We start from the raw sequence: 17,405 nt of genomic DNA, 5'->3' as shown, positions 1-17,405 counted from the left end.
CACAGATGACCCAAAACTTTTCAACTTTCACTGATGTCTTTAACCCATCAGAATTTATCAACCGCCATGTTGGCATTGACAGCCAAGAGCGTGATGCCATGCTAAAAACGGTTGGGGCAAAAGATATGGCAGATTTTATCAGCCAAACCGTCCCTGCCTCGGTGCGTTTAAACAAAGAACTGGACTTGCCACTTAGTATGCCAGAACACGAAGCCATCGCCAAATTGCGTGGCTTGGCGGACAAAATTAAAGTCAACAAAAGCTATATCGGCATGGGCTACTACCCTACTCGTGTGCCTGCGGTCATTCAACGTAACGTCCTTGAAAACCCAGGTTGGTACACGGCTTACACCCCTTACCAAGCCGAAATCGCCCAAGGTCGCCTTGAAGCCTTGCTAAACTTCCAACAAGTATGTATCGACCTGTCAGGCTTAGAAATGGCAGGTGCTTCACTACTTGACGAAGCGACCGCTGCCGCCGAAGCGATGGCAATGGCAAAACGCATTAGCAAAAGCAAATCCAACCAATTCTTTGTTGATAGCCGTATCTACCCACAAACCCTAGATGTGATTCGCACTCGTGCCAAATACTTTGGTTGGGATGTTGTAGTCGGTGATTTTGACGTAGCCAAAAATGGTGATTTCTTTGGGGCGATTTTCCAATATGTCGGCACAAATGGCGATGTCGTTGATTTAACAGACATTATCAGTGCGGTAAAAGCCAACGGTGCGATGGCGATTGTGGTCGCTGATGTGATGAGCTTGGTATTGCTAAAATCACCTGCTGACATGGGTGCGGATGTGGCTTTGGGTAATACCCAACGCTTTGGCGTACCGATGGGCTTTGGTGGCCCGCACGCTGCTTACTTTGCCTTTAAAGACAGTGCCAAACGCTCTGCCCCCGGTCGTATCATTGGTGTATCGGTCGATGCCCAAGGTAAGCCTGCCCTGCGTATGGCGTTGCAAACTCGTGAACAGCATATCCGCCGTGAAAAAGCCAATTCAAACATTTGTACTTCGCAAGTCTTGTTGGCAAATATGGCAGGTATGTATGCCGTGTATCATGGGGCAACAGGGGTAAAACGTATTGCTACTCGTATTCATGCGTTGGCGACTGCTTTTGCTAAAGCAGTACAAAATGCTGGTATGACAGTTGTTCATTCACAATTTTTTGATACGGTATTGGTAAAAACGGACGGTCAAACTGAACAGCTTTATCAAAATGCGTTAAATGTTGGTTTTAACTTGCGTAAAGTCGATGACAGCCATTTGGCAGTTGCCTTTAGTGAAGTCAGCGATAGCCAAGATTTTGCCATTTTGACCCAACTTTTTACAGGTTCTTCAGTCGAATTGGGCGATACTTTGACCTTGTCATTGGGTGACAGCTTATTGCGTAAAGATGCGATTTTAAGCCATCCTGTGTTTAACAGTCACCACACTGAACACGAAATGTTACGCTACTTGAAAAAGTTAGAAAACAAAGACTTAGCGATGAATCACAGCATGATTTCATTGGGTTCTTGTACCATGAAATTGAACGCTACTAGCGAAATGTTGCCGATTACTTGGAATGAATTTGCCAATGTCCATCCATTTGCCCCTCGTGACCAAGTCGGTGGCTACCTTGAGATGATTGAAGGCTTGCAAGACCAACTCAAAGCAATCACAGGTTTTGATGCCATCTCAATGCAACCTAACTCAGGTGCGTCAGGCGAATATGCAGGACTATTGGCAATTCGCCGTTACCATGAAAGCTTGGGTCAAACCGACCGCAATATCTGCTTAATCCCACGTTCGGCACACGGTACCAACCCTGCGACCGCCCACATGATGGGTATGGATGTTGTCGTTGTGGCGACTGATGAACAAGGTAACGTGGACTTTGCCGATTTGACCGAAAAAGCCGAAAAACACAGTGCCAACCTCGGTGCATTGATGATTACTTACCCATCAACACATGGCGTGTTTGAAGAAGGGATTCGTGATATTTGTGATTTGATTCACAAACATGGCGGTCAAGTGTATATGGACGGTGCGAACATGAACGCCCAAGTTGCCATGATGCAGCCTGCGGACGTGGGTGCGGATGTGCTACACATGAACTTGCACAAAACCTTCTGTATCCCACATGGCGGTGGTGGTCCTGGTATGGGTCCTATCGGCATGAAGTCGCACCTTGCCCCATTTATCGCTAACCACTCGGTTGCCGAAGTGCCAAATGGCGGTAAAGGTATGTCAGCGGTATCGGCCGCACCGTTTGGTTCGGCAAGTATTTTGCCAATTTCATGGATGTACATCACCATGATGGGTAAAGATGGCTTAAAACAAGCCACCGAATCAGCCTTGCTAAACGCCAACTACATGGCAAATCAGCTAAAAGATGATTACCCTGTGCTATACAGTGGCAAAAACGGTCGTGTCGCCCATGAGTGTATCATAGACATTCGCCCACTCAAAGCCGAAACAGGCATCACCGAAGTGGATATCGCCAAACGCTTGATGGACTATGGTTTCCACGCACCAACGATGTCATTCCCTGTTGCAGGTACGTTGATGATTGAGCCGACTGAATCTGAAAGCAAAGAAGAACTTGACCGCTTTATCAGTGCGTTAAAGCAAATCAAAGCCGAGGCGATGAAAGTCAAAAATGGCGAATGGACGCTTGAGGATAACCCATTGGTCAATGCCCCACACACCGCCCAAGTGGTGATGGGTGAATGGACTCGTGGCTATAGCCGTGAAGAAGCCGTGTATCCGCTTGACTATATCCGTGCCAATAAATTCTGGCCATCGGTGAGCCGTGTGGATGATGTATATGGCGATAAAAACTTGGTATGTAGCTGTCCAAGTACCGACAGTTATGAGTAAACAATAGTCTTTTAAATGAGAAAAAAGATAGCATTTGTAGGGCGTATTGTATACGCCCCTACTTTTCAAGTCTTATTTCTGATTTAACTCACTAAGCCATCAAAAGATTATATCTCATTGAAATTGATTGTATTTTAACCAATGTTTCACTTTTATGACAACCACCCTACCACTGGGTGGTTTTTTTATCGTAAACCCCATCCTATTTTTGTAAAATTAGCGATTTCGTGGGTTATTTTAAGGGAAAATTATGTTATCAACGATGTTTGTCAAATATACAGGTACTGCGGTATTACTATCTTCATTATTACTCACGGCTTGTAGCAAAAATGAAGCCCCATCTGCCTCTAGCCAACCGAATCAAGCGAGCCAGCCCAGCACACAAACGAAAACGCAAGCAACACCTGCATCTTCAACTGCCACAGCCTCATCTACAAGCATCGACCCAAAAATGCAAGTGATTACTGTCGGTGTAGAAGCCACCTATCCGCCTTACGAATCGTTGGATGAAAAAGGCAGTGTCGTTGGTTTTGATAAAGATATTTTGGATGCCATTGGCGAAAAACAAGGCTTTAAAGCCAACTTTTTACCCAAATCTTGGGATGGTTTATTGGATGGGGTTAATACCAATAAATATGATTTGGCCATGTCTGCGGTCAGTCGTGATGAAGAACGTGAACAAGCTTATTTATTATCAAATACCTATGCCTATGACAGTGATGCCATCTTAACCAAAGACAGCGTTACCGATATCAAAACCTTTGATGACCTTAAAAATCGCAAAGTCGCCGTACAAAAAGACACACCCACTGCGGATGATTTATTTAAACTGCAAGGAGAAGACAGCCCAAATATTATCCAAAAAACCTCTAGCTATTTAGCCATCAAAGCCGTGATTCAAGGTGAAGCTGATGCAGTGGTAGCAGACAGTGGTTTACTGCATTATCATGTTAAATCTATACCTAATATGAAATTTTTTATTGGTGGAGAGGGTGATTATTTTGCTCCTTATGAGATGGTCGTAGTTGCCAAAAAAGGGAATACCGCTGTCATTGACAAGTTTAATATCGGCTTGGGACAAATCATCGCTGATGGCACTTATGCCAAAATTTATGAAAAATGGTTTGGTACTGCCCCAACCCCTAAGCAAATACCCCATACCAATACCACCACAGTTGCCTCAGCAACCCACTAAATGATAGTGTTGCGTCAGTCCTAAGTGAATTATGGTGAGTTAAATCAAAAATGAGGATTTGAGATTTTGGGTTTGGTATTATTGCTAGTTTAGACAACTATAAATAACCCATTAAAACACATTCCAATCTTCCTTTTTGATACAATACATTTAATTATTATCAATATAAAATGTCTGTCGCAGGGTACGTCCGCTCGGCAGTCAAGGAAACACCATGAGTAGGAAACCGTATGAGTAAAAAACCCAAAGCCATGCCCAGTCTGATTGCCAGTAACAAAAAGGCTCGCCATGAATATTTTATCGAAGAAAGCTTTGAAGCTGGGCTAGAACTGCTCGGCTGGGAAGTCAAGGCAATCCGTGCAGGCAAAATGCGAATTACCGAAAGCTATGTGATTTTTAAGGACGGTGAGGCATTTTTGTTTGGCTCGCACATTCAGCCATTGTTGCAAGCCTCTACGCATATTGTCGCTGACCCACTGCGTACTCGTAAGCTACTGTTGCACCGCCGTGAGATTGATAAATTGTTTGGTATGGTCAATCAAAAGGGACATACTTGCGTAGCTCTCAAGGTATATTGGAGTCATGGGCGTGTCAAATGTGAAGTGGCATTGGCAAAAGGTAAAAAGTTGCACGATAAACGGGCGACACTCAAAGAACGTGACTATCAGCGTGATAAACAGCGTGGGTTTAAAAATTTAGCATGATTCAAGACCGCAATTTTGACGATATTAGCGAACATTTTGAAAAGAAAATCTACGGTGGCTTAAAAGGTCAAATCCGCCTTGCCGTACTTCGCCGTGACATCTTGGAGTGGGTCGCCACCGCCCAAACTCGCCTCAACCGCCCCTTACGAGTGTTAGATGTCGGAGCAGGATTGGCTCAAATTAGCATTGAACTTGCCAAAAATGGATATGACGTTACCATCAACGACATCTCTGCCAATATGCTCGACATTGCCAAACATCATGCCAAAACCGAGCTTGGTGACTTGACAAACAATATCACTTGGCACACTTGTCCTTACCAAGACTTAAATAACAAACTAAGTGGTAAATATGACTTGATTCTTTGTCATGCTGTATTGGAATGGCTCGCCTCGCCTGCCGATATCATGGACTTTTTTGACAATTGGCTTGCCGATGACGGTGGGCTGTCGTTGTGTTTTTATAACCCTGCCAGTTTTGTATATCGCAATCTAGTGATGGGTAATTTTAATTTGTTAAATAAAACCGATTTTGAAGCGGATAATAAAAGCCTGACACCCAATAACCCTGTGGCAAAAGATGAGGTTTTAGCATGGCTTGCCAAAAGGAATTATCGTATCGTGCGAAGTTCTGGCTTGCGAGTATTTCACGACTACTCACCGCTTAAACGTGGCGGACATACCAACCCACAAGCGGTGATTGAGATGGAAGTCAAATATAGCGACCAAGAACCGTATAAATGGTTGGGGCGGTATTTGCATTTTATGGTGGAAAAAGTTAAGGATAGCTAATATCTTTTAACAAATCGACTGCCATTTTTTGTTTTTCGGCATAGTCATTGACAGGCATAGGGTTGATTTCAAAGTCCCCCCAAGATTTGAGCAGTACCGAGGCTTCGGTATTTTTATCCATCGGAAAAGTTTTGCTTAGACTGGCATATAAGGCTTGTTGGGGCTTTTGGGCAAGCCATTCTATCAAGGCAAGGGTGGTTTCTGGGTGTTTGGTATGTTTGGGAATGGCAACGCCTGTGATATTGGTATGAAGTCCGCCATAGCCTTTGTTTAGCCATGTGAGTTTGATGGGCGTGGTCGGATGGGCTTGTAGATAGTCGCCATAGTGGTGGCTGTTGACGATACCGACTTGACATTGCCCTTTTTCGATGGCTTGCATGACGGCATTGTCGTCAAGCACAGGGGCGACCGCCACATTTGCTAGCCAGCCTTTTAACACTTCGGTGGCTTTTTTCTCACCCAAATTATCAATCAAATTCACCGCCAACGCTTGATTGGGGATATAACTGGCTTGGCTAATACAAAGTTTTTGAAACCATTTTGCTTTGGCAAAATCAGCATAGCTGATAATATCTTTGTTAATGAGCATTCGACTATCATACACAGCGGTGCGAGCGTAATACGATAGGGCGAGCCAGTTGCCATTGGGGTCACGGTAACGTTCTGGTACGTTGGCAACCGATTTATCCGAGCTAAAGGCTTGTAATAAGCCCTCTTCGACTGCATGATGAAACACACCAACATCTTCAGTCAATAACATATCTGCAGGGCTATTTTCGCCTTCAGCTTTGAGGCGAGCCAGTAATGACATGGGTTCATCTTGGGTGACAACGACCTTGATATCGGTTTTTTTGGTAAAATCAGCTAATAAGGGGGTTAATGCTTTTTTATCAATCGAGGTATAGAGGTTAATTTGGTGTGTTATGGTTTGGGGTACAGAAGCCGTGTGGACTGATGAGGCAATGGTAGCAGGGGTTGGGGTGGATACCGAGGTCATTGAGGGTTGGCTAGCACTGGTTTGACTGGTGTCTTGAGTGGTCGCTGGGGTGTCATTGCTTTGACTACAAGCCGTTAAACCACCTGTTAGCATGAGCAGTAAGCCAATACATATATCGTTGATTTTATTATTATTTGTATATTGCCCATCAAATTTTGCCAAAACCCAACCGCCCATAACTTGCCTTTATGATGACCCTAACCATGATGTTGCAATTATAACACTGATTGAGCCAGTTTTTTTATATTTTAGCCAAAAACCTACTTTATCGTCTGACCAACCTTGATTTAGCTATGAAGTTTTTTTAACATCTGTGTTGTCAAAAGGTCGATAAAATTGTTCATGGATCAAAAAATACGCCACTTGTTCTGCCACGTTGGCATCAAATATCATGCCTGTATGCGACACAGGTAAAACAATATGGTCTTTGGCATTGGCAAGGCGAGTTTCTGACACAAAGACTGTGCCGTCATTTTGTCCATCGAATGGCTCATATAGGTCATTGGCTATGTTTGCTAAATTAGGGGTTAAATGAGCTTTTGGCAAAATCACCTTGCCCAAGCCTGCCGAATGCGACCCTGCAATACTTCCCAATGCGACCCCATTTTTGAGGGGCGGTGCAGTACCATCCAGCCCAGCTTGATAAGAACGCCCAATAAAACTGGGGGCTAACTTCATTACGCTATCTGCGGATAGACTGCCATTGTGCGGAGTGCCGAGTGTGACACAGCGAGCCACTTGCCACGCTGGATAACGGTGCAGAAAATCCCGAATCACCAATCCACCAAGACTATGCCCAACCAAATATAATGGCGTATCTTTGCTAAACCTAGCACTAAGCCACGCATCTAGGCGTTGGCTATGGGTAGGCAGGAGATGTAATAGACTATAATAACCGAACCTTTGTACGTCAAATCCTTGTTTTTGTAATCGCTTGGCAAGGGGCTTCATCGCCCATTTGTGCATATATAATCCATGCAAGATGATGACCGTGGGTCGCTGATGATTCGGTATATCATGGGCGTTATGTGTTGTTTTATTGTCAGTCATTGGCAATACTCACAGAGGATACATTGATTTTTTAGTTTGAATTTGCTATTTGTAGCAGTTGTTATTCTATTATGGTTATATCTATGTCCGCTGACACGCCGTTTCAACCCCCTATCAACCGTCAAAACCACAGCCTGCCACCGATTCAGCAAGCCATGCGTTTTTTTCCATGTACGCTGGTACTGTTGGTGATGTGTGTGGGCTTATTTTTACTCCAAGTCTTAACAGGTGTCAACCCCAGTCAGCCGACCACAGAGGCATTATTGACATGGGGTGCAAACTTTTTGCCGTTTAGCTTGGGCAATCAGCCGTGGCGATTGGTGTCGAGTTTATTTTTGCATATTGGGCTGTTGCATTTGATGTTTAATATGTTTGCCCTGTATTATTTTGGACAAGTGGCAGAACGGATGGTCGGTTCGCTAAATTTCTTGCTGTTGTTTATTTTGGCAGGGGTGGGCGGTAATTTATTAAATAACTTTTTGGGTATGATGGACGTAATACAGGGTATGATGCCTGTTGTGAGTGCAGGGGCTTCTGGCGGTATCATGGGCATTGGCATGATGTTGTTGGTGGTCGCACTTCGCAAAAAACCCATCAACGGCATGATGCTAAGTGTCAAATCGCTGATTTGGGTGATGGCGATTAATTTGGGTTATGGGTTTTTGGTCGGTGGCATTGACAATGCAGGTCATGTCGGTGGGGCTGTGACAGGGGCGGTTTTGGCAATATTATATAGCCTTGGTCAATCCAAATATGGCACATTGCACGCTCGCCAGCCGTTAATTTTGGCAGGGTATGTGGTGATAATCGTGGGGTTTTTGGTAATCTATTGGTATTTACATAGCCAATTTTTGGCATTGACCATGATAAAAAGTGGTATTGTATCGGCGATATAAACCATTTTATTAGGACTTACGCAAAAGACACTGGATTCCTGCATTCGCAGGATGAGAGCCGTTAAAGCAAAACACTGTTTTGCAGGCTCGCAAGACAAGGGCTATGTCCGAAGTAACGAACATTTAATTTACTCGTCACCCCTGCGTAGGCAGGGGTCTAGCGTCTTTATTTAGCAAGATAAATTTACAATTTGCGTAAGTCCTATTTATAGCGTAGCTTGAAAATAGGCGTTCTTGTAGGGGCGTAATGCTTACGCCCTTTGATAAAACAATGCTGTTAAACTGAATAATTTATAAATGATTCGCCAAAACCTTTAACAAATCAATGCGTAATTGCCGAGTGGTACTCAAGGTATTCCAAATGGTATCTTCACCCAATACCGAATGCCCTTTAGGTTCAGCTTGGCGGTTGATTTCTGCCAAATCCGCTTCACTGATTTCTTTGTCGTAATATTTCCCCCAATCTTTGAAATAGAATTTTTCCAGTTCTTCTATCATGGGTAGTACGTTATTAAGTTCTTCATACATCTCGATAAGTTTATCATTGTGTTGATGAATGCGGTCGTTGAGGCGTTGGGCGTTAACGAGTTGCTCGATTTGCCGAGGGGTAAACGGTTTTGGGATTTTGGTGGATTTGGTCATTGGTATGCCTGTTATTTTGTGGGAGTGATAAATTTTTACATAGCTCAAATGGCTATTTTACGCTAAAATTAGCCTAGCGTTAAATTATCGGATGTATGAAAATTTAAGTATTTCCCCCAACTCAAAAAGGACTAGCCATGACCGTCATCAAAAAAGACGATTTTATCAATTCAATCGCCAATGCCTTTCAGTTTATCAGCTACTATCACCCCAAAGATTTTGTCGATGCCGTGTATGAAGCATGGCAAAAAGAAACCAACCCATCTGCCAAAAATGCCATGGGACAAATCCTTGTCAACAGCCGTATGTCAGCGATGGGTCATCGTCCGATTTGCCAAGACACAGGCAGTGCGGTGGTGTTCCTTGATATCGGTATGAATGTACAATGGGAAACGGATATGACCGTGGAAGACATGGTCAATGAAGGCGTTCGCCGTGCCTACAACAACCCAGAAAACCCCTTGCGTGCCTCGATTTTGGTTGACCCAATCGGCAAACGCCAAAACACCAAAGACAACACACCAGCAGTCGTCCACATGAACGTGGTCGCAGGCGATAAAGTCGATGTTATCTGTGCTGCCAAAGGCGGTGGTTCAGAAAATAAAGCCAAATTTGCCATGTTAAACCCATCAGACTCGGTGGAAGAATGGGTATTAAAAACCATCCCAGCAATGGGTGCAGGTTGGTGTCCACCGGGGATTCTTGGCATTGGCGTGGGCGGTACACCCGAAAAAGCCATGATGCTTGCCAAACGCTCATTGATGGAACACATCGACATTCACGAGCTACAAGCCAAAGCTGACAGCGGTGCAGAACTAAATACGGTTGAGCGTTTCCGCCTCAATATGTTTGAAAAAGTCAATGAATTGGGCGTTGGCGCACAGGGCTTGGGCGGTTTGACCACTGTATTAGATGTTAAAGTATTAGACTTCCCAACCCACGCCGCCAGTAAAGCGGTCGCCATGATTCCAAACTGTGCCGCCACTCGCCACCTGCATTTTACCCTTGATGGCAACGGTGAAGCGGATATGCCTGTGCCATCATTATCGGATTGGCCAGAAGTGTCATTCGGCTCGGACGATGTTATCAAAGTCAACGTCAATGACCTTACCAAAGAGAAACTCAGCCAATTTAACATCGGTGACACGCTGTTATTAAGTGGTAAAATCTTGACAGGTCGTGATGCCGCCCACAAACGCATGGTTGATATGCTTGCCAAAGGCGAACCGCTACCTGTTGAGCTAAACAACCGCTTTATCTACTATGTCGGGCCTGTCGATGCAGTGGGTGACGAAGTGGTCGGACCTGCGGGCCCTACGACCTCAACTCGTATGGATAAATTCACCGATACCATCCTTGACCAAGGCTTGATTGGTATGATTGGTAAATCTGAGCGTAGCCCAGCCACTTGTGAAGTGATTGCCAAACATGGGGCGATTTATCTGATTGCCGTGGGTGGTGCAGCCTACCTCGTGTCAAAAGCCATCAAATCTGCCAAAGTGTTGGCATTCCCAGAGCTTGGTATGGAAGCGATTTATGAGTTTGACGTGGAAGATATGCCTGTGACCGTGGCGGTTGATAATCAAGGTAATAGCATTCACCGTTTTGACAAAGTCGCTGAACGTGCTAAAGAAGTAATTGCCGAACCTGTGCGTTTTGTGCCTTAATTTTTATCCTTAAATTTTTTCATTTAAAAGGCGTGTTTGCATAACACGCCTTTTTTTACATTAGGGCTTACGCATTTATACCTATCGTAGGTTGGGTTGAGGTTACGAAACCCAACATTTTCGACCTTTTGTGTTGGGTCTCATGCTTCCACCCAACCTACAAATGACATTTTGCGTAAGTCCTAATATAAAATTTTTTGGATAAAAAAATACCCAAATGCAATCACATTTGGGCAGGAGGAAAAGCAAGTAAAGTGTTGGTTATTATTTTTAATTATTGTTATTGGCTAATAAACAAACTATTCGTTTTTGTTGGGTCAGCTATGCCGATTAATGAATTATTTTTATTTTGAGGTTTTTTGTTTAAAAAAACTTAATAATTATTAATAGCTATGGTATGATGCCACGGTCGCTTGGGGCATCATAATCCAAAGGATGATGTAAATTAAAATGCCCGGTACTGCCACACTCATGGTTGAGATGATGACGAATAATAGGCGTACTAGCGTTGGACTCCAGCCCAAATACTCAGCAACGCCTCCCATAACCCCAGCAATCATACGGTGGTTGGTGGAACGATGAAGCTTAACGAGTTTATTTGACATAATCGTGATGAATTTCCTAAAAGTTATCTGGGTATTCAAAATTTAATACTTTAATTACAAGGCATTATAACCGATTGGAATCAATTTCTTCCGACTATCTTGTTTGGCTTTGGTAACGATTTCAGACATCTTGGTTACAACTTGTGAATTAGTTTAACTCACGACATTTTATTATGCCATTGCATAAAAAATAAGCTATCATAGGTCATTTTTTGATAAACCAAATCAATCATTGGAATACGCTATGCAACAGACAGGGATAATTATTGGGCATTTTGAGCCATTACATTTGGGGCATGTGCGGAGTATTTTGCATGCTTGTGGGCAAGTCAAGGATTTATACCTGTTTGTCACCCCTCACCCTCGCCCCAATCCAAATTTTAACATTAATTTAAAAGATAAAGTCCGTTGGCTCACGATGGCGTTTGCGGATTTGCCATTTGTGCATATTGAGTTATTGCCAGATGTGGTCACGCCCACGTATGAGGACGACCATCAAGCGATTTCTCAAGATAAAGTCAATGGCGTGCTAACCAACTTATTGCAACGCTTTCCGCATCTGACCAGTGGCATAGAACAGCCGATTTTATTTATTGATGAAACCCATCCGCTAAACCAACTTGAGCTGATTGTGCCTGTCCTTAGTACCCCTCGCCATCCAGCATTTAATAGCGATAAAATCCATGCCAATCCTGCTTTATATTGGTCTGCCATTCATCCGCAAGCCCGCCCAAGCTATACCAAAACCGTGGCGATTGTCGGTGGTGAAAGCTCTGGTAAAACCACGCTGTTGCACAAATTGGTGAATTATTATGGGGCAAGCTATGCGTTAGAAATGGGGCGAGTGTTTGTGCAAACGGATTTGGGTGGCACAGAGCTTGGCATGCAATATGACGACTATCCGCTGATGGCAACCGACCATGAGCAGGCGATTCGTGTGGCAAAACAGCTTGCCCCTGCCCCATTGACTTTGGTGGATACCGATTTTGTCACGACACAGGCATTTTGTGAAGAATATGAGGGCAAAACCCACCCATTTTTGACCGCTTGTATTGATGAGTTTAGGCTCGATTACACCATCATGCTTGCCAATAACACGCCTTGGGTCGCTGATGGGATGCGGTCACTTGGGTCAAGTGAACAACGTGAGCGTTTTGAAAATCGCCTCAAGCAAATTTTTGCTCGTCACAATATTCAGCCATTGTTTGTCGATAGCCCAGATTATCATCAACGCTTTTTACAGGCAGTGGCATTGATTGATGAGTTGATTTTTCATGGTTATCAAGATTTGACCAAATAGCTAATCAAATAGCTAAGATTGGCATACTGCCATCAAATACTTTTACCATTTTCAATGAATGTTATACCGTAGGGCTTAATAGACCTCTTTTTAGCCCCCCCTCTAACTCCCCCGTTGCAGGGGGAGAACCGCTCCTTCCCCTGTTAAGGGGAGGGCTGGGGTGGGGTTAAATAAAGATTTTTGATTGATTTTTACAGTTTAGAAAGAAGTCTAATATCTTTAACTAATAGGACGTAAGCATTACACCCTTATTATGTGGGTTTGGTATTACAACAATTGTTAAATGAACATTGATACATTTTTTATAAGAGATTATACCATGCGAATTGAATTATTGGATAAAATCACAGGCGAATGGTCGCAAGAATGGACGGTTGCTTGGTTCTTTTTTGGTGTCATCGCCTTGAGTACAGGGTTTTGGCTTACCACAGACCATTCATTGCTCAACTGGTTTTATTTAGGGGTATCACTGATTGGCTTGATTTGCGTGGTATCATTGAGTTTTCGCCGTAACGTGGCAGGCAATGGCTTTGGCATGATGGCAACGGCAGGCGAAACCATCGTGCAAGGCACATCTGGGGCAGTTGGCTTGATGCTTGCACCGATGTTTAACTTTTTTACCCATTTATATGGGATGTTTTATTGGACTAAAAATACCGATGGTGATGGTAATATGATTCCCAAAGAAGCTAATAAGGCGATTTGGGGCGTGACGTTGGTATTTATTGTGATTGGTTTGGCGTTATTCCCAACAGTCAATCAATGGTTGGCTTCGATGGGGTATGCGGTCGTGGCTGATGATGGTAGTAAATTTTTAGGCGTGATTGACTTTTTTTGGATTAATGTATTGGCATTTGTGCTGTCAATTACTGCCCAAGCGACCATGATTTTGCGTTATTCATTCAACTGGTGGTTGTGGATTGCGGTGAATTTTGTGTGGTTGATTGTTAATTTGATGACAGGCAATTATATTTTTGCCATTCAAACCATGGTGTATCAAATTAATGCGTTTGTCGGTCTATACGAATGGCATCGCAGTGAAGAAGATAATAAATTGAAAAACCAAGGCAATCCGAATGGATTGATGGCATGATATTGATTAACAATGATAAAAGACTGGCTTGGGCTGGTCTTTTTTTTGTAGCAGAAATGCGTTGAATTATGCTATGATTCAACGCATAATTTGCGGTGAATAAGCGATGTTTTACCGCATGACTTGTATTAATTAGGCTAAAATAACCATAAACGTATTTTGATGACGCATTTTCCTTTATATATTCATCAGCAAGCCAGTTGGACAGATTGGCAATATGATAGCCATGCTTTGTTGCCGTTGGTTAGTGAGATTCGCCTAAAGCAAGGGCAATTGATGGGGCGTTTGCAAAGTATTGGTTTTGAACTCAATCTTGAAGCCCAACTCAATGCGGTTACCCTTGAAGTCATTAAAACCTCTGAAATTGAAGGCGAATTACTCAATCAACAACAAGTTCGTTCATCAGTGGCTCGGTTTTTGGGCGTGGCAACGGTGGGTTTACCGACACCTAGTCGAGAGGTGGAAGCCGTGGTTGAGATGTTGTTAAAAGCAACTTTTGATTTTGCTAAACCATTAACATTAGATGAGTTATTGCCATGGCATCGAGCGTTGTTTCCAACAGGCTTTAGTGGGCTATATGCTGTCAAGACAGGTCAGTTACGAGATGATAGCGAAGGTGCTATGCAAGTAGTATCAGGCGGTTATGGGCGTACGAAAGTACATTTTGAAGCCCCATCTGCCGAACGCTTAATGGACGAATTGAGCCAATTTTTAGCATGGTTTAATACCCCTATCAGTGAGCAACCAAATATGGATTGGCTTATTAAAGCAGGTATTGCTCATTTATGGTTTATAACGATTCACCCATTTGATGATGGCAATGGTCGGCTGACACGAGCAATTACTGAACGTGCTTTGGCAAATAGTGACGGTAGCCCTCAGCGATTTTATAGTTTATCCGCCCAAATTTTGCTTGACCGCAAGAGCTATTATGAAATACTCGAAAAAACTCAAAAGGGCGATAATCATATTACTGATTGGTTGGTTTGGTTTTTGACGACACTAAATCATGCCCTCATCCATGCGTTGGTCGCCACTGATAAAATCATGTTCAAGGCAAAATTTTGGCAAGTACATAGCAAGGTGAGCTTTAATGATAGGCAAACCTTGATGTTAAACAAGTTATTGACCGATTTTTATGGCAGTTTAACCACCAAAAAATGGGCAATCATCACCAAAGTATCTGCGGATACCGCCTTACGAGATATCAATGACTTGATAGATAAGGGGGTTTTGCAAAAAAATTTGGGCAAAGGTAAAAACATCACCTACCAATTAAACCCTAAACCGTGTCAAGCGTAACGCATTCATCAACACCGAAATTGAGCTAAGTGCCATCGCTAGTGACGCAATCATCGGATTTAACAACCCCAACCCTGCCAACGGAATACCAATACAATTATAAATAAACGCAAAAAATAAATTTTGTTTGATATTGCGTAAGGTAGCACGAGCAATGGCAACCGCATAGCCAACGTGCTTGAGCGAATCACCCATTAAGCGTGCCGAAGCGGTATGTTTGGCGATATCCGTACCGCCTTCCACCGCAAAACTCGCTTGTGCCATTGCCATCGCAGGGGCATCATTGACCCCATCACCGACCATCGCCACTTTTTTGCCTTGTTGTTGCAGTTGGGCGATATTATCAGCTTTATCACGAGGGGAGAGTTGTCCAAAGGCTTGGCGAATCTTGGTTTGTTGGGCGATATAATCCACCACAGATTGTTTATCACCACTCATCAACATCACACTTAAGCCTTGTTGTTTAAGCGACTCGATAACAGCGATACTATCGACTTTTAGGCTATCCGCCAACGCAAACGCCCCCAACGGCATATCATTGACACTCACCGCCACTTGACTGGCAATGTGCCAAATACTATCCGTGGCTATATCATCGCCTAACATGGCTTCATCAAAATTAGCAAATTCAAACGTGCCGATTTTGACTTGACCAAAGCCGTCAATATTGGCTTGTACGCCCTGCCCTTGCACGGTTTTGACATGGCTAACTGGTAAAAACTCAAGGGTTTTGCCTCGCTCTTTGGCAAGATTTTGAGCCAGTTGCACAAGGGTACTGGCAAGCGGATGATTGGCATGACGTTCGACACTCGCCACAAGGGTCAAAATATCACCAAATTTTAGCTGATTATCCATCAGATAATGAGCGACCAATTTGGGCTTGCCCTCGGTCAATGTGCCTGTTTTATCCAGTACCACGGTATCCACCGAGCCTGTGGCTTCAAGGGCTTGAGCATCCTTAAACCACACGCCATGCCGAGCCGATACGCCCATCCCTGCCATAATCGCTGATGGCGTGGCAAGCCCCAACGCACACGGACAGGCGATGACCAATACCGACACCGCTCGCATCAGAGATTCGTTCAAGTCATATAGCCAATAAAAATTCAGCCCAAAGGTAAGCAACGCAATCGCCACCACCACAGGCACAAACACGCCTGCCACCTTGTCGGCAAGCCGTGCGATGTTGGCTTTTGTGCCTTGAGCATCGTGCAAGGCTTGAATCATATCGCCCAACCGAGTTTGCTGTCCTGTGGCGGTGACTTGGTATTCAAAACTACCATTTGCCACCATTGCCCCTGCCATCACCTTGCTACCGATACGCTTGGCAATGGCTTCAGACTCGCCTGTCAGATGGCTTTCATCACACCAGCCCTCGCCTGCCGTCACCACGCCATCCGCCCCAATGCGTCCGCCTGCTTTGGCAAGGGCAATTTGACCTTGTCGCACCTCTGCCATCGGGGTGGCTTGCCATTCGCCATTGGCTTGTTGAATCTCAAGGCTTTGGGGGGTTAAATCAAGCAACAGATGAATGCTGTTAAGGCTGTGTTTTTTGGTGCGATGCTCAAGGTATTTACCCAACCGCACAAAGGCAATCACCATCACACTGGCTTCAAAATATACAGGCAACGAGCTGTGAGCAAGGTGGCTCAAGGGGTGGCGTTGGATAAAATCAAATAAAATATAGGTCGAATAGCCCCAAATCGTCAGCGTACCAAGCACCACCAACACATCCATATTAGCAAGTCCGCCCTTGATACTCGCCCACGCACTTTTATAAAACGGCAATGCCAAGCCCAACTGTACCACGGTCGCCAACACAAACTGCCATTCAATCGGTAACATCAAATTATGGTTACCGAGCCACATGCCAACCATACCCACCAAAAACGGCAACAAGCACAGCCAAATCGCCCACAGTTGCCAAGAAGGGGCATCGTCTGTCAGCGTGGAATTGGTCAAATCTTCGGCACGTTGGACATGGGCGGTAAAGCCTGTTTTGGCGACCCAATCAAGGATTTCATCAAGGGTGGTTTCGCTATCGTCAAAGCTGATATGAGCCGATTCATTAGCAAAATTGACACTTGCCTCGCTGATGGCGGATTTTTTGTTCAGGACTTTTTCGATACGAGTGGCACAGGCTTGGCACGTCATACCATCAATGGCAAGATTTAGGGTTTGGTTGGGCATTTTGCTGGGGCTATTGGTAAGGGCTATTGAAATAAGGTTAAGTATCGCCGACTAAATCAAATTAGAAATAACACCTTGGGATTTTGGGCGTATGCAATACGCCCCT

At 44.1% G+C, this 17,405-nt stretch carries 14 protein-coding genes; 9 read left to right on the top strand and 5 right to left on the bottom strand.

Going from position 1 to position 17,405, the window contains the following annotated elements:
- Nucleotides 1-5: 5 nt before the first annotated feature.
- The 4 genes from gcvP to ACK1U4_RS04345 all read left to right on the top strand — a co-directional run bounded on the left by gcvP (nucleotide 6) and on the right by ACK1U4_RS04345 (nucleotide 5,557).
- Nucleotides 6-2,867 carry an aminomethyl-transferring glycine dehydrogenase gene (gene gcvP / locus ACK1U4_RS04360; RefSeq protein ID WP_419400328.1) on the top strand — a complete coding sequence of 954 codons (2,862 nt, stop codon included), beginning with the start codon at nucleotides 6-8 and terminating at the stop codon, nucleotides 2,865-2,867.
- 250 nt (nucleotides 2,868-3,117) lie between these two features.
- Complete coding sequence (locus ACK1U4_RS04355) at nucleotides 3,118-4,062, top strand: transporter substrate-binding domain-containing protein (RefSeq protein ID WP_419400329.1); 945 nt, start codon at nucleotides 3,118-3,120, stop codon at nucleotides 4,060-4,062.
- A 230-nt stretch (nucleotides 4,063-4,292) separates the two neighbouring features.
- Nucleotides 4,293-4,766, top strand: coding sequence for an SsrA-binding protein SmpB (smpB, locus tag ACK1U4_RS04350; protein WP_419400330.1), 474 nt, complete (start codon nucleotides 4,293-4,295; stop codon nucleotides 4,764-4,766).
- Nucleotides 4,763-5,557: a methyltransferase domain-containing protein gene (locus tag ACK1U4_RS04345; protein WP_419400331.1), complete on the top strand. Its 795-nt coding sequence runs from the start codon at nucleotides 4,763-4,765 to the stop codon at nucleotides 5,555-5,557. Before smpB ends, ACK1U4_RS04345 begins: the two co-directional genes overlap by 4 nt.
- On the opposite strand, the gene ACK1U4_RS04340 is transcribed toward ACK1U4_RS04345, so the two are convergent.
- Together ACK1U4_RS04340 and ACK1U4_RS04335 are read right to left on the bottom strand one after the other, a co-directional pair.
- Nucleotides 5,544-6,731, bottom strand: a complete 1,188-nt coding sequence (locus ACK1U4_RS04340; RefSeq protein ID WP_419400332.1) for an extracellular solute-binding protein — start codon at nucleotides 6,729-6,731, stop codon at nucleotides 5,544-5,546. The genes ACK1U4_RS04345 and ACK1U4_RS04340 overlap by 14 nt on opposite strands.
- A 114-nt stretch (nucleotides 6,732-6,845) precedes the next feature.
- Nucleotides 6,846-7,604 carry an esterase/lipase family protein gene (locus tag ACK1U4_RS04335; protein WP_419400333.1) on the bottom strand — a complete coding sequence of 253 codons (759 nt, stop codon included), beginning with the start codon at nucleotides 7,602-7,604 and terminating at the stop codon, nucleotides 6,846-6,848.
- A gap of 83 nt (nucleotides 7,605-7,687) precedes the next feature.
- On the opposite strand from ACK1U4_RS04335, the gene ACK1U4_RS04330 reads away from it, so the two are divergent.
- Nucleotides 7,688-8,500, top strand: coding sequence for a rhomboid family intramembrane serine protease (locus ACK1U4_RS04330; RefSeq protein WP_419400334.1), 813 nt, complete (start codon nucleotides 7,688-7,690; stop codon nucleotides 8,498-8,500).
- Nucleotides 8,501-8,791: 291 nt separating this feature from the next.
- Here the strand turns inward: ACK1U4_RS04330 and ACK1U4_RS04325 are convergent, their stop codons facing one another.
- Nucleotides 8,792-9,142 carry a DUF4298 domain-containing protein gene (locus ACK1U4_RS04325; RefSeq protein WP_419400335.1) on the bottom strand — a complete coding sequence of 117 codons (351 nt, stop codon included), beginning with the start codon at nucleotides 9,140-9,142 and terminating at the stop codon, nucleotides 8,792-8,794.
- Nucleotides 9,143-9,279: 137 nt separating this feature from the next.
- On the opposite strand from ACK1U4_RS04325, the gene ACK1U4_RS04320 reads away from it, so the two are divergent.
- Nucleotides 9,280-10,809 (top strand): fumarate hydratase, encoded by a 1,530-nt coding sequence (locus ACK1U4_RS04320; protein WP_419400336.1) that lies wholly within the window; start codon nucleotides 9,280-9,282, stop codon nucleotides 10,807-10,809.
- 383 nt (nucleotides 10,810-11,192) lie between these two features.
- Here the strand turns inward: ACK1U4_RS04320 and ACK1U4_RS04315 are convergent, their stop codons facing one another.
- Complete coding sequence (locus tag ACK1U4_RS04315) at nucleotides 11,193-11,414, bottom strand: PspC domain-containing protein (RefSeq protein WP_419400337.1); 222 nt, start codon at nucleotides 11,412-11,414, stop codon at nucleotides 11,193-11,195.
- 244 nt (nucleotides 11,415-11,658) lie between these two features.
- On the opposite strand from ACK1U4_RS04315, the gene nadR reads away from it, so the two are divergent.
- From nadR to ACK1U4_RS04300, 3 genes are all read left to right on the top strand, one after another.
- Nucleotides 11,659-12,714 carry a multifunctional transcriptional regulator/nicotinamide-nucleotide adenylyltransferase/ribosylnicotinamide kinase NadR gene (gene nadR / locus ACK1U4_RS04310; protein WP_419400338.1) on the top strand — a complete coding sequence of 352 codons (1,056 nt, stop codon included), beginning with the start codon at nucleotides 11,659-11,661 and terminating at the stop codon, nucleotides 12,712-12,714.
- 319 nt (nucleotides 12,715-13,033) lie between these two features.
- A complete protein-coding gene (gene pnuC, locus ACK1U4_RS04305; RefSeq protein ID WP_419400339.1) occupies nucleotides 13,034-13,807 on the top strand; it encodes a nicotinamide riboside transporter PnuC in 774 nt (257 codons plus the stop codon).
- 162 nt (nucleotides 13,808-13,969) lie between these two features.
- A complete protein-coding gene (locus ACK1U4_RS04300) occupies nucleotides 13,970-15,109 on the top strand; it encodes a Fic family protein (protein ID WP_419400340.1) in 1,140 nt (379 codons plus the stop codon).
- Here ACK1U4_RS04300 and ACK1U4_RS04295 read toward each other — a convergent pair.
- Nucleotides 15,083-17,299 (bottom strand): heavy metal translocating P-type ATPase, encoded by a 2,217-nt coding sequence (locus ACK1U4_RS04295; RefSeq protein ID WP_419400341.1) that lies wholly within the window; start codon nucleotides 17,297-17,299, stop codon nucleotides 15,083-15,085. The two genes, ACK1U4_RS04300 and ACK1U4_RS04295, sit on opposite strands and share 27 nt — an antisense overlap.
- Nucleotides 17,300-17,405 lie beyond the last annotated feature (106 nt).

Source organism: Moraxella sp. TY6 (assembly GCF_048551375.1).
In the GTDB taxonomy this organism is placed as follows: Bacteria; Pseudomonadota; Gammaproteobacteria; order Pseudomonadales; family Moraxellaceae; genus Faucicola.
The sequence above is the reverse complement of the archived record's forward strand: the minus strand, read 5'-3'. Positions and strand labels throughout refer to the sequence as shown.

Excerpts from the sequence above, each read along its gene's own strand:
- ACK1U4_RS04300 (WP_419400340.1), top strand. The coding sequence starts at position 13,970 with ATGACGCATTTTCCTTTATATATTCATCAGCAAGCCAGTTGGACAGAT.
- ACK1U4_RS04315 (WP_419400337.1), bottom strand. The coding sequence starts at position 11,414 with ATGTCAAATAAACTCGTTAAGCTTCATCGTTCCACCAACCACCGTATG.
- ACK1U4_RS04345 (WP_419400331.1), top strand. The coding sequence starts at position 4,763 with ATGATTCAAGACCGCAATTTTGACGATATTAGCGAACATTTTGAAAAG.
- ACK1U4_RS04320 (WP_419400336.1), top strand. The coding sequence starts at position 9,280 with ATGACCGTCATCAAAAAAGACGATTTTATCAATTCAATCGCCAATGCC.
- ACK1U4_RS04335 (WP_419400333.1), bottom strand. The coding sequence starts at position 7,604 with ATGACTGACAATAAAACAACACATAACGCCCATGATATACCGAATCAT.
- nadR (WP_419400338.1), top strand. The coding sequence starts at position 11,659 with ATGCAACAGACAGGGATAATTATTGGGCATTTTGAGCCATTACATTTG.
- ACK1U4_RS04295 (WP_419400341.1), bottom strand. The coding sequence starts at position 17,299 with ATGCCCAACCAAACCCTAAATCTTGCCATTGATGGTATGACGTGCCAA.
- smpB (WP_419400330.1), top strand. The coding sequence starts at position 4,293 with ATGAGTAAAAAACCCAAAGCCATGCCCAGTCTGATTGCCAGTAACAAA.
- ACK1U4_RS04325 (WP_419400335.1), bottom strand. The coding sequence starts at position 9,142 with ATGACCAAATCCACCAAAATCCCAAAACCGTTTACCCCTCGGCAAATC.
- ACK1U4_RS04340 (WP_419400332.1), bottom strand. The coding sequence starts at position 6,731 with ATGGGCGGTTGGGTTTTGGCAAAATTTGATGGGCAATATACAAATAAT.
- gcvP (WP_419400328.1), top strand. The coding sequence starts at position 6 with ATGACCCAAAACTTTTCAACTTTCACTGATGTCTTTAACCCATCAGAA.
- ACK1U4_RS04330 (WP_419400334.1), top strand. The coding sequence starts at position 7,688 with ATGTCCGCTGACACGCCGTTTCAACCCCCTATCAACCGTCAAAACCAC.
- ACK1U4_RS04355 (WP_419400329.1), top strand. The coding sequence starts at position 3,118 with ATGTTATCAACGATGTTTGTCAAATATACAGGTACTGCGGTATTACTA.
- pnuC (WP_419400339.1), top strand. The coding sequence starts at position 13,034 with ATGCGAATTGAATTATTGGATAAAATCACAGGCGAATGGTCGCAAGAA.